The 11646-nt window shown below is 65.1% G+C and carries 12 protein-coding genes; 4 read left to right on the top strand and 8 right to left on the bottom strand.

Going from position 1 to position 11646, the window contains the following annotated elements; genetic code table 11:
- Positions 1–65: 65 nt before the first annotated feature.
- Positions 66–242: a DUF2897 family protein gene (locus KDW96_RS03195; RefSeq protein WP_255838968.1), complete on the bottom strand. Its 177-nt coding sequence runs from the start codon at positions 240–242 to the stop codon at positions 66–68.
- Positions 243–390: 148 nt separating this feature from the next.
- A complete protein-coding gene (locus KDW96_RS03190; protein ID WP_255838967.1) occupies positions 391–1737 on the bottom strand; it encodes a class II 3-deoxy-7-phosphoheptulonate synthase in 1347 nt (448 codons plus the stop codon).
- A 251-nt stretch (positions 1738–1988) separates the two neighbouring features.
- Between KDW96_RS03190 and KDW96_RS03185 the strand changes: the two genes are divergently transcribed.
- The gene (locus KDW96_RS03185; protein WP_370295304.1) at positions 1989–2762 is read left to right on the top strand and encodes a spermidine synthase; all 774 of its coding nucleotides are present in this window, start codon (positions 1989–1991) and stop codon (positions 2760–2762) included.
- Positions 2763–2770: 8 nt separating this feature from the next.
- On the opposite strand, the gene KDW96_RS03180 is transcribed toward KDW96_RS03185, so the two are convergent.
- A complete protein-coding gene (locus tag KDW96_RS03180) occupies positions 2771–3562 on the bottom strand; it encodes a crotonase/enoyl-CoA hydratase family protein (RefSeq protein ID WP_255838966.1) in 792 nt (263 codons plus the stop codon).
- 387 nt (positions 3563–3949) lie between these two features.
- Here KDW96_RS03180 and KDW96_RS03175 point away from each other — a divergent pair, with 387 nt between their 5' ends.
- On the top strand, positions 3950–5611 hold the full coding sequence (locus KDW96_RS03175; RefSeq protein WP_255838965.1) for a DEAD/DEAH box helicase: 1662 nt from the start codon (positions 3950–3952) through the stop codon (positions 5609–5611).
- 45 nt (positions 5612–5656) lie between these two features.
- Here KDW96_RS03175 and KDW96_RS03170 read toward each other — a convergent pair whose 3' ends face one another.
- Together KDW96_RS03170 and KDW96_RS03165 are read right to left on the bottom strand one after the other, a co-directional pair.
- On the bottom strand, positions 5657–6619 hold the full coding sequence (locus tag KDW96_RS03170) for an IS1595 family transposase (RefSeq protein ID WP_255837515.1): 963 nt from the start codon (positions 6617–6619) through the stop codon (positions 5657–5659).
- A gap of 106 nt (positions 6620–6725) precedes the next feature.
- Positions 6726–7493, bottom strand: a complete 768-nt coding sequence (locus KDW96_RS03165) for a DODA-type extradiol aromatic ring-opening family dioxygenase (RefSeq protein ID WP_255838964.1) — start codon at positions 7491–7493, stop codon at positions 6726–6728.
- A gap of 103 nt (positions 7494–7596) precedes the next feature.
- Here KDW96_RS03165 and KDW96_RS03160 point away from each other — a divergent pair, with 103 nt between their 5' ends.
- A complete protein-coding gene (locus KDW96_RS03160) occupies positions 7597–8253 on the top strand; it encodes a thiopurine S-methyltransferase (protein ID WP_255838963.1) in 657 nt (218 codons plus the stop codon).
- A gap of 54 nt (positions 8254–8307) precedes the next feature.
- Here the strand turns inward: KDW96_RS03160 and htpX are convergent, their stop codons facing one another.
- The 3 genes from htpX to KDW96_RS03145 all read right to left on the bottom strand — a co-directional run bounded on the left by htpX (position 8308) and on the right by KDW96_RS03145 (position 10982).
- Positions 8308–9180: a protease HtpX gene (gene htpX, locus KDW96_RS03155; protein WP_255838962.1), complete on the bottom strand. Its 873-nt coding sequence runs from the start codon at positions 9178–9180 to the stop codon at positions 8308–8310.
- A gap of 89 nt (positions 9181–9269) precedes the next feature.
- On the bottom strand, positions 9270–9722 hold the full coding sequence (locus tag KDW96_RS03150) for a hypothetical protein (protein WP_255838961.1): 453 nt from the start codon (positions 9720–9722) through the stop codon (positions 9270–9272).
- A 48-nt stretch (positions 9723–9770) separates the two neighbouring features.
- A complete protein-coding gene (locus tag KDW96_RS03145) occupies positions 9771–10982 on the bottom strand; it encodes a pyridoxal phosphate-dependent aminotransferase (protein ID WP_255838960.1) in 1212 nt (403 codons plus the stop codon).
- A gap of 169 nt (positions 10983–11151) precedes the next feature.
- On the opposite strand from KDW96_RS03145, the gene msrB reads away from it, so the two are divergent.
- A complete protein-coding gene (gene msrB, locus KDW96_RS03140) occupies positions 11152–11553 on the top strand; it encodes a peptide-methionine (R)-S-oxide reductase MsrB (RefSeq protein ID WP_255838959.1) in 402 nt (133 codons plus the stop codon).
- The last annotated feature ends 93 nt before the right edge of the window (positions 11554–11646 follow it).

Below are 11646 nucleotides of genomic sequence, written 5' to 3'. Positions count from 1 at the left end.
AGCCGTCGGGGGCCACAGCGGGCGGGGCAACGCTGGCACAGCCGGCCAGCAGAGCAACCAGAAAACTAGCGCCGACTATTGTCCCTGGCGTCCTGCGCTTCCATCTCGACTTTGCGTTCACGGATCTTCTTCAGTTGCTCCTCGCTCAGCGGCAGGGGCTTGGCGGTTCGCAGCAGCACCAGCAAGCCGCCGACGATGGAGCCCAGGATGAGGATGATCAGCAGCCAGGCATACCACGGCATGGTCGGTTCCTCTACAGGTGCATGGATAGCCTAACCATATCGCGCCCATCCCGGCTTGTCAGGCTGGCATGCAGGCGTCCGTCGCATCTCGGAGCGTCCGGCACCAGGGCAAGGGCGGACAGCTTCGAGGATGCCCGCCTTGGCTTGCCTAGCGGCGCACCTGCTTGAGGGTTTCGGCGATCAGGAAGGCCAGTTCCAGCGACTGATCGGCGTTCATCCGTGGGTCGCAATGGGTGTGGTAGCGGTCCGACAGGCTGTCCTCGGTGACCGGTCGGGCGCCGCCGATGCATTCGGTGACGTTCTGTCCGGTCATCTCGATGTGGATGCCGCCGGCGTAGCTGCCTTCGGCCTGGTGCACGGCGAAGAACTGCTTCACTTCGGCGAGGATCTGCGCGAAGTCGCGGGTCTTGTAGCCGCTGGACGCCTTGATGGTGTTGCCGTGCATCGGGTCGGAGCTCCACAGCACCTGGCGCCCCTCGCGCTGCACGGTCTGGATCAGGCGCGGCAGGCCGGCTTCGACCTTGTCGGCACCCATGCGCACGATCAGGTTGAGGCGACCCGGATCGTTGTCCGGGTTGAGGATGTCGATCAGGCGGATCAGGTCCTCGCTGCCCATGCTCGGGCCGACCTTGACCCCGATCGGGTTGCCGACGCCGCGCAGGAACTCGACATGGGCGCCGTCCAGCTGGCGGGTGCGATCGCCGATCCACAGCATGTGCGCCGAGCAGTCGTACCAGCCGCCGGTGAGGCTGTCCTTGCGCACGAAGGCTTCCTCGTAGTTGAGCAGCAGGGCTTCGTGGGCGGTGAAGAAGTTGGTCTCGCGCACCTGGGCCGAGCCGTCCATGCCGCAGGCGCGCATGAACGCCAGGGTCTCGTCGATGCGGTCGGCCAGCAGGCTGTATTTCTCGGCCAGGGCCGAGTTGGCAATGAAGTCCAGGTTCCACTGGTGCACCTGGTGCAGGTCGGCGAAGCCGCCCTGGGCGAAGGCGCGCAGCAGGTTGAGGGTCGCGGTGGCCTGGTGGTAGGCCTGCAGCAGGCGCTCCGGGTCGGGCACGCGGCTCTGCGCATCGAAGCCGATGCCGTTGACGATATCGCCGCGGTAAGCCGGCAGGGTGGTGTCGCCGATGGTCTCGTCATTGGCCGAGCGCGGCTTGGCGAACTGACCGGCCATGCGGCCGACCTTCACCACCGGACAGCCGGCGGCGAAGGTCATGACGATGGCCATCTGCAACAGCACCTTGAAGGTGTCGCGAATCTTCGCTGCGCTGAACTCGGCAAAGCTCTCGGCGCAGTCGCCGCCTTGCAATAGAAAGGCGCGGCCCTGGGTCACCTCGGCGAACTGTCGGCGTAGCTCGCGGGCTTCGCCGGCGAACACCAGCGGCGGGTAGCCGGCCAGGGTCTGCTCGACCTTCGCCAGGTGGGCGGCGTCGGGGTAGATCGGCTGTTGCTGGATCGGCTTGGTTCTCCAGCTATCGGGACTCCAGGGCTGCGACATTGGGGCTCTCGGCTTCAGGCAAATTGGGTAGATCGGCATGGTAACCGATAAGCCGGCTGCTTCAAGCCGATCGCCGCGATAGAGCCGTTGCATGGACGTTCGAGCGCTGCCGTGCCACGGATGGTGCGCAGCGCTCAGCCGGCCGCGTATCGGGGCAGGGCGTATTTTTCGTGACCCCGGTGCAGGCTTGCCGGACAATCGGCAGCTTTTCCCGGTCTCGTTGGTTCGGGTGTTTCAGGGTGGAGAGGTGGATGCCAGGTTTACCGCCGGTGGATGAGATGAAAGACGAGGTCCTGCTCGCCGAAGTGCAGGACGAGTTCGGCGTGATCCGGGTGGTGGAGATCGGCGACTACCGCTTCCTCGAGTTCGGTGAGGCGATCGAGCAGAGCTGCGTGTTCACCGCCGATCCGAGCTGGCTGGAGTACGACTACACCCGCGCCATGCTGCTCGGCGCGCTGTGTCATGAGGCGCCGGAGAGCGCGCTGTTTCTTGGGTTGGGCGCCGGCAACCTGACCCAGGCCTGCCTCAAGTTCCTGCCCCTGGACGATGTCGAAACCATCGAGCTGCGCCCGGCGGTGCCGCGTCTGGCCATGGAGTTCCTCGGTCTGGATGACGATCCGCGCCTGACCGTTCGCATCGGCGATGCCCTGGAGTTGCTGGAGACCGCGGAGACGGCCGACCTGATCTTCGTCGACCTGTACACCGATCACGGCCCGGGCGTAGGACACCTGGCCTGGCGCTTCCTCGAGGACTGCCAGAAGCGCCTCAACCCCGGCGGCTGGTTGGTCATCAATCAGTGGGCCTGCGACGACGGCAAGCCGCTCGGCGCCGCGCTGCTGAGGGGCCTCTACCACCGCCACTACTGGGAGTGTCCGGTGAAGGAGGGCAATGTCATTCTGCTGGTGCCGGCCGACCTGGACCAGCAGCTCGATCTGGACCCAGTGCGCGCTCGGGCCGAGGCCCTGGCGCCGCGCCTGGGCTACTCCCTGCAGCCCTTGATCGAGGTGCTGCGCCCGGCCAGCTAAACCGGTCCTCAGCGCCCCTTGAAGTCACCGGGGCGGCGCTCCTGCATGGCGCGCAGGCCCTCCTGGGCGTCTTCGCTGGCCATCAGGCGTACGACGTTCGGGTGCAAGCTGGCTGCCGCGGCGACCTCGCCGTCGCGCACCGCCTGGCGCGCCGAGGCCAGGGTAGCCTGCACGCCGAGCGGGGCCTGGGCGGCGACCCGCTCGGCCAGGCGCAGTGCCCGCGGCATCAGGTCTTCGCTGGCCACGACCTCCTGTACCAGTCCCAAACGATAGGCTTCATGGGCGTCGAACTCGTCGCCGGTGAGCAGCCAGCGCATGGCGTTGGCCCAGCCGGCGCGTTGGTGAAGACGCAGGGTGGCGCCGCCGAACGGCATGATGCCGCGCTGCACTTCCATCTGGGCGAAGCGGGTGTTGCTGGCGCACAGGTTGATGTCCGAGGCCAGCATCAACTCGATGCCGACGGTATAGCAGTACCCCACAGCGGCGACTATCACCGGCTTGCTGACCCGCGGCCCGCCGAACACGCCCCAGGGATCGCAGCCGCCTGTGGGGATCTGCCAGCCGGCGGCGAACTCGGCGGCGACGCTGGCCAGGTCCAGGCCGGCGGTGAAATGATCGCCATGGGCATGGATGAGCGCCACGCGTGCTTCGCTGTCGCCATCGAACTCGCCATAGGCCAGGCACAGGTCATTGAGCAGGTCCAGGTCGAAGGCGTTGCGCTTCTCTGGACGGTTCAGGCCGAGCAGGGTGATCGCCCCGCGCTTCTCGCGGCTGACGCGGCCGCTGCTGGTTTGAGTCATGGTGAAAGCACCTCGGGCGGGAGAGACGGTTGCAGGGGGTATAGACGCCGCGCCCGCCCTTGTCCAAGGCGCGCAGGCAGCTGGCGCCTGGCTGGCGAGGCATGACCGTCCAGCGGGGTGGGTGATTATTTCGAGGAAAACCAGCACATCCGTCAGGATTTCCGGTATAGTGCGCGCCGGTCAATTCTTGGCCACGTTCAGGTAGTGCAACTCGCCCGAAGGCTATCTTCGGCAGCCTGTCCGCTTAAGCGGACAATCCTTGACGATTCATTTTCACCACGTTTTCGCAAATCCCCGCCGACAGGGCTGCCAGGGTGACTTTCGGGTCTTACACGGCATGCGCAGCTTTGGAACATGGGTCTTTGCGGATGCACTTGAGGCAGACCCATGACCCAGGAAATCGGCGGCTTCGCCGCGCTCGGACTTCACCCCAATATTCTCGCCGCGCTGATCGCGGTCGGCTACGAAGAGCCGTCTCCGATCCAATCGCAGGCCATTCCCGTGATCCTCGGCGGTCACGACATGATCGGCCAGGCGCAGACCGGTACCGGCAAGACCGCGGCCTTCGCCCTGCCGCTGCTGTCGAAGATCGATCCGAGCAAGCGTGAGCCCCAGGCGCTGATTCTGGCGCCGACCCGCGAGCTGGCCCTGCAGGTGGCCACCGCCTTCGAAACCTATTCCAAGCAGATGCCCGGCCTCAACGTGGTCGCGGTCTACGGTGGCGCGCCGATGGGCCCGCAGCTCAAGGCCATCCGCCAGGGCGCACAGGTCATCGTCGCGACCCCGGGTCGTCTGGTCGACCACCTGCGCCGTGACGAGAAGGTCCTGTCGACCATTCAGTACCTGGTCCTCGACGAAGCCGACGAAATGCTCAAGCTGGGCTTCATGGACGACCTGGAAGTGATCTTCCAGGCCATGCCGGAAAGCCGCCAGAGCGTGCTGTTCTCCGCGACCCTGCCGCACTCGATCCGCGCCATCGCCGAGAAGCACCTGCGCAACCCGCAGCACGTCAAGATCGCCGCCAAGACCCAGACCGTGACCGCCATCGAGCAGGCTCACCTGATGGTGCATGCCGATCAGAAACACGCCGCGGTACTGCGCCTGCTGGAAGTCGAAGAATTCGACGCACTGATCGGCTTCGTCCGCACCAAGCAAGCCACCCTGGATCTGGCCGCCGCGCTGGAAGCCAAGGGCTACAAGGCCGCCGCGTTGAACGGCGACATCGCCCAGAATCAGCGCGAGCGGGTGATCGACTCCCTGAAGGACGGTCGTCTGGATATCGTGATCGCCACCGACGTCGCCGCTCGCGGCCTCGACGTGCCGCGCATCACCCACGTGATGAACGTGGACATGCCCTACGATCCGGAGTCCTACGTGCACCGAATCGGCCGTACCGGTCGTGCCGGCCGTACCGGCCGTGCACTGCTGCTGGTTACTCCGCGCGAGCGGCGCATGCTGCAGGTGATCGAGCGCGTTACCGGGCAGAAGGTCGGTGAGGTCAAGCTGCCCAACGGCCAGCAGGTGCTGGACGCGCGGATCAAGAAACTCACCGCCAGCCTGGCGCCGCTGGTGGCCGATGCCGAGGCCAGCCATGGCGATCTGCTCGACCGCCTGACCGCCGAGATCGGCTGCAGCCCGCGTGCCCTGGCCGCGGCCCTGCTGCGCAAGGCGACCAATGGCCAGGCCCTGACCCTGGCGGAAGTCGAGCGCGAGCAGCCGCTGGTGCCGAACAGCGGCCCCCGTGAGCGCAGCGAGCGTTCCGAGCGTAGCGACAGCCGCGAGCGTCGCGCGCCGATGCCGCTGGGCGAGGGCCGTGCCCGCTGCCGCACCGCGCTGGGCGCGCGTGACGGTATTGCGGCGAAGAACCTGCTGGGTGCCATCCTCAACGAGGGCGGCCTGGCCCGCGAAGCCATCGGTCGCATCCAGGTGCGCGAGAGCTTCAGCCTGGTCGAGCTGCCGGAAGACGGCCTGGAGCGCCTGCTGGGCAAGCTGAAGGACACCCGCGTCGGTGGCAAGCCGCTCAAGCTGCGCCGCTACCGCGAGGATTGATCCTCGGTCACTGAAAAAGCCCCGCACTGCGGGGCTTTTTTATGGCTATGTACCAATAGCGTGTTGCAGGGTTCTGCCTACCGCCTCCTGAATGCAGTGAGCCGGCCGAATATTCCGCTGATAGCGCTCTAGCATGCGGCGCCAGCCCAGGTAATTCGGGAGGTAGCGGGTGGCCACGCCGTGAAAGCGGGTCATCCAGCTCTTCAAGCGGCTGTGGTAGGCGTTGACGTTCTGAATATGGAAAGCGCCTTGGCGCACTCGCTGGCCGGGGCGGGCATGCACGACCTGATGGGTGATGCCCTGTGCCCGGGCAAAGCTGGCATAGACTGCCGCCCCGTCACTGCAGAGCACGGCCTCCCGGTCGATCAGCGGCATCAACGCCTCTCGCACATGATTGGCATCGAGCTTGGCCAACTTGAAGTCAGCGGTGTGGCCCTCCCGGTCGCGCACCACCATCACCGGGATCTGGTCTTTACCCGTGCCGCGGGTCACGCTCACCCCACCTCGTTTACGGGGCGGCCGAGGCAACTGCCTCTGGCCCTTGAAGGACTCCAGAAAGAACGTCTCATCCACTTCGACAATCCCTGCCTCATGCGTGGCGTGATGCTCAGCCGCTGCAGCCAGGAAGCGGTGCCTCCAGAGGAAAGCGGTGTTTTTGCTGATGCCGCATGCCTGGGCCGCCTTGCGCACGCTAAGCCCGTCAATCAGTGCCTGGGCGTAGTCTTTCCAGCGTTCGGGGTAGTGCAGGCGGGCAAGGCCTGTTGCTGAGCGCGCGGTGCAAGTCCGTCGACAACTACGGCAACGATAGCGGCGCAGACTGCGCGACCAACCCCAGGGCGCAAGCTGATTCGCATTGGTCTGGCAATGCGGGCAACGCTGCAGCGCCGGCAGGCAATCGAGCACTTCTGTCGCCGGCGGGTTCCGCAGTGCCTGATGAAGCGTAGATTTCTGATGGGCGCTGAGTTGGCTCAGTTGAGCCAGCCAGTGGTGAAAGGCTTGAGTATCCATAATCGGCAGACCTCCTGATTGGAACTCTGCCGTTTAGATTAGTACTCGCAACACATCGTTGGTACATAGCCTTTTTTATGTCTGTGGCCAGGCGCGGGCCGGGGGCTCAGGAGAAGCTGTAGATGTCCATGCCCAGGGCGCCATGGGTGAAGCCGCTGTGTTCGATGCGAAACTTACCGCCGGCGCCACGGGCGAAGAACAGCGGCAGCAGGTGTTCGTCGGTCGGGTGATTGCGCGCGGCTTGCGGCGCCAAGCGCCGGTAGTCGTGCAGCGCCGCTTCATCATCTTCAGTCAGCTTTGCCACCATCCAGTCGCGGAATGCCTGGGCCCAGGGTTCGATGACCTCGGGGCCGGCGTGCCAGTCCAGTTCGCCGAGGTTGTGGGTGATGCTGCCGGAACCGATCAGCAGTACATCCTGTTCGCGCAGTGATCTTAGGGCCTGGCCGATTCGGCTCTGCAGGGCCGGCCCCTGGCTACGGGGCAGCGACAACTGCAGCACCGGGATATCCGCTTGGGGGTACATCAGCGACAGCGGCACCCAGGCGCCGTGGTCCAGGGGGCGTTCGGCGTCGACCCGGGCGGGCAGGCCGGCGGCGTTAAGTTGCTCGACGATCTGAGCGGCCAGCTGCGGCTGGCCGGGGGCCGGATACCGCAGGGTGTACAGCTGCGCTGGGAAGCCGCGGAAGTCGTGCCAGGTCTCCGGGGCTGTGGCGCCGGTGACACGCAGTCCCTGGCTTTCCCAGTGGGCGGAGACCACCAGGATGGCGCGCGGCCTGGGTAGTTCGGCGGCCAGGCGGGCCAGGGCCGGGCCGCTGGCACCGGGCTCCAGGGCCAGCATGGGCGAGCCGTGAGAGATAAACAGCGAAGGCAGCATGGGCCAAGGCTCCTGCATTAGGATGGGGCCATCTTCGCGGCTGGATATATCGATTTCCAGTATAAAATTCCGGATCTTTTAATCGAATAATCGGGAGGGTGGCGTGCACGAGGAGTTCTGGCAAGCGCGCTGGGCGCAGGGGCAGATTGGTTTTCATCAGGTGGAGGTCAATCCCTGCCTGTTGCGCTGCTGGCCTGGATTGGCGTCTCCCAATGGAGCGCAGGTGCTGGTGCCGCTGTGCGGCAAGAGCCTGGATCTGGTCTGGCTGGCCGGCCAGGGGCATCGGGTGCTGGGTGTCGAGTTGGCGCGCAAGGCGGTCGAGGATTTCTTCATCGAGCAGCGGCTGCAGCCGCAGGTCAGTCGGCAGGGGGATTTCGAGGTCTACCGCGCCGGCGATATCGAGCTGTGGTGTGGCGACTTCTTTGCGCTGACGGCCGAGCACCTGGTGGGCTGCACGGCGCTGTATGACCGCGCCGCGCTGATCGCCCTGCCGGCCGAGATGCGCGTCCGCTACGCCGCGCACCTGAGCGCGATCCTGGCGCCCGGCACGCGGGGGCTGCTGGTCACCCTGGACTATGCGCAGGCACAGATGGACGGGCCGCCATTCGCCGTGAGCGATGCCGAGGTGCGGGGATTGTTGGCCCAGGACTGGCAGCTCCGGTTTTTGGAGAGCCGGGATGTGCTGGAGGAGAACGGCAGGTTTCGTCAGCGTGGCCTGCAGTACCTGGATGAGCGGGTCTATCGGCTGTCGCGGCGCTGACCGCGGACATGAAAAAGGGCGACCCGCGGGTCGCCCTTTTTCGTTGCAGACGGCTCAGCCGCGCTGGCGCAGGGCCTCGATGCGGTCTTCCAGCGGCGGGTGGGTCATCAGCAGGCCGGCCAGGCCGTGCTTCAGGCCGCCATTGATGCCGAAGGCGGTCAGGCTGTCGGGCATGTGCACCGGAACCCCCTGTTCGGCGCGCAGGCGCTGCAGCGCGGCGATCATGGCGCCGGTGCCGGCCAGGCGGGCGCCGGCCTCGTCGGCCTTGAACTCGCGCTTGCGCGAGAACCACATGACGATGATGCTGGCGAGGATGCCCAGCACCAGCTCGGCGAAGATGGTCGCGACGAAATAGCCAATGCCGTGGCCGTCTTCGTTCTTCAGGATGGCCTTGTCGACGAAGTTGCCGAAGATCCGCGCGAAGAACATCACGAAGGTGTTCACCACGCCCTGGATCAGCGCCAGGGTGACCATGTCGCCATTGGCCACGTGGCCGATCTCGTGGGCCAGCACGGCGCGCACTTCATCGGGGGAGAAGCGCTCCAGCAGGCCCTGGCTGACGGCGACCAGGGCGTCGTTCTTGTTCCAGCCGGTGGCGAAGGCGTTGGATTCGTAGGCCGGGAAGATACCCACCTCGGGCATCTTGATGCCTGCTTCACGGGACAGCTCTTCGACGGTCTGCAGCAGCCACTGCTCGTGGCGGGTGCGCGGCTGGCTGATGATCTCGGTGCCGGTGCTCATCTTCGCCATCCACTTGGAGATGAACAGAGAGATCAGCGAGCCGGCGAAGCCGAATACCGCACAGAAAGCCAGCAGGCTGCCATAGTTCTGGCCGGTGTAGCGGTCGACGCCCAACAGCTTGAGCGTGATGCTGGCGATGATCAGCACCGCCAGGTTGGTGGCCAGGAACAGCAAGATGCGCATCATGGTGTGAAACTACTCCTCAGGGGAAAGATGGTCCGATACTGCCGGCTATATAAGGGCGAGCCCCTCGGCTATTCAACCGAGGGACTATTTCAAACTGTGTCGTTTGCCCCGGCTAGAGCCCCTGCGAAGATCAGGCGGGTCAGCCGGGCGAGGCGCTCGCCGTGTTGCTGGGCCAAGGCTTCGCGCAGTTGCTGCGCCAGACTGGCCTGCACCCGGCGTACGCTCGGCGGCAGGGCATCGCCTTCCGGCAGGGCGTGCGGCACGCCGCGGCTCAGGCGCAGAAAGCCCTTCTCGCTGAGTACCGCCTGGTCCAGGGCGTCGTAGGCGATGGTCGAGTCGAAGCGCAGGTAGCCTTCCTCGGCCAGCCACAGCAGGGCACTCAGGCAGCTCTGGTGGCGTTTGCTCGGCAAGCCGAACTCGTCGGGCTCTTCGCGGCCGATCAGGTCTTCCACGTACAGCGCCATCTTGCGTGGAAACACCTGGTAAAGCATCAGCAGGCCGCTGGCAGCGTCCTTGTAGAAGTCGTCTATCTGCAGATCCATAGCTTCCATCTGGTGCCTGAACCGGCGCGTTGTGGCCGGCTCGGGTGCTTACTGGCGGTAGTTCTTGAGGAAGGCGCCGATGCGCCCGATGGCCTGCTCCAGGTCGTCCACCCGCGGCAGGGTGACCACCCGGAAGTGGTCCGGCCAGGGCCAGTTGAAGGCGGTGCCCTGGACGATCAGCAGTTTTTCGGAGAGCAGCAGGTCGAGGACGAACTTCTCGTCGTTGTGGATCGGGCAGACCTTGGGGTCGATCTTCGGAAAGGCGTACAGCGCCCCCATGGGCTTGACGCAGCTGACTCCGGGGATGTCGTTGAGCAGCTCCCAGGTGCGGTTGCGCTGTTCCAGCAGGCGACCGTTGGGCAACACCAGGTCATTGATGCTCTGGTAGCCGCCGAGCGCCGTCTGGATCGCGTGCTGGCTCGGCACGTTGGCGCACAGGCGCATGTTGGCGAGGATATCCAGGCCTTCGATGTAGCTCTGGGCGCGATGCTTGGGCCCGGAGATCGCCACCCAGCCGGAGCGGAAGCCGGCGACCCGGTAGGACTTGGACAGGCCGTTGAAGGTCAGGCACAGCACGTCCGGCGCCAGGGATGCGGTGGAGATGTGCTGGGCCTCGTCGTAGAGGATCTTGTCGTAGATCTCGTCGGAGAACAGCACCAGGTTGTGCTGGCGCGCGAGTTCGACGATGTCTTCCAGTACCTCTTTGGAGTACACCGCGCCGGTGGGGTTGTTCGGGTTGATCAGCACCAGGGCCTTGGTGTTCGGGGTGATCTTGGCGCGCATGTCGGCCACGTCGGGAAACCAGCCGGCCTGCTCGTCGCACAGGTAGTGCACCGGCTTGCCGCCGGACAGCGCCACAGCGGCCGTCCACAGCGGGTAGTCCGGGGCCGGGATCAGCACCTCGTCGCCGTTGTTGAGCAGGGCCTGCATGGCCATGACGATCAGTTCGGAGACACCATTGCCCAGGTAGATGTCTTCGATGCCGATGCCTTCCACCTGCTTCTGCTGGTAGTACTGCATCACCGCCTTGCGGGCGCTGAACAGGCCCTTGGAGTCGCTGTAGCCCTGGGCGGTCGGCAGGTTGCGGATCACGTCCTGGAGGATTTCCTCTGGCGCTTCGAAACCGAACGGCGCCGGATTGCCAATGTTCAGCTTGAGGATGCGATGGCCTTCCTCTTCCAGGCGTTTGGCGTGCTTGAGCACCGGCCCGCGGATGTCGTAGCAGACGTTGGCGAGCTTGTTCGATTTGCTGACCTGCATGTGGATGATCCCGAGATTGAGGAACGCCGCGGAAAAGCGCTGTAAAAGACTCGATTGGGCGAACCTTGGCAGCTTGTAACGCGGGTGACAGACTGGGGTCGAATGATACGTGGCGGCCCGATCTTGGCAAAGCGATTGGGCGGGCTTTTTTAAGTTGAGGAGAACGGCCGTGGACAAGCTCGAAAAACCCCTGGAAGCCTGGCGCGAAGAACTGTCCGAGCAGCAGTACCATGTCTGTCGCTTGGGTGGCACCGAGCGGGCCTTTACCGGTGAATACCATGACAGCAAGACCCCGGGCACTTACCTCTGCGCCTGCTGCGGCACGGCGCTGTTCGACTCCGATGCCAAGTACGACTCCGGTAGCGGCTGGCCCAGCTATTTCCAGCCGGTGAGCCAGGACGCAATTGCCAGTCGGGATGATTTCAGCCATGGCATGCACCGTATCGAAGTCAAATGTGCCAAGTGCGATGCCCATCTGGGTCACGTATTCCCCGACGGCCCCAAGCCAACCGGATTGCGTTACTGCATCAACTCGGTGTCGCTCAAGCTGGTGCCGCGCACCGAGGAGTAGGGTGCTCAGCGGGTTCGTCGCGGCGCGGCGAATCTGCCAGCGGTGGCTGTGGCCCGGCATCAGTGAGTTCTATTTACAGGTAATTAAGTTGTG

It is taken from the genome of Pseudomonas benzenivorans, assembly GCF_024397895.1.
Classification (GTDB): Bacteria; Pseudomonadota; Gammaproteobacteria; order Pseudomonadales; family Pseudomonadaceae; genus Aquipseudomonas; species Aquipseudomonas benzenivorans_A.
The sequence above is the reverse complement of the archived record's forward strand: the minus strand, read 5'-3'. Positions and strand labels throughout refer to the sequence as shown.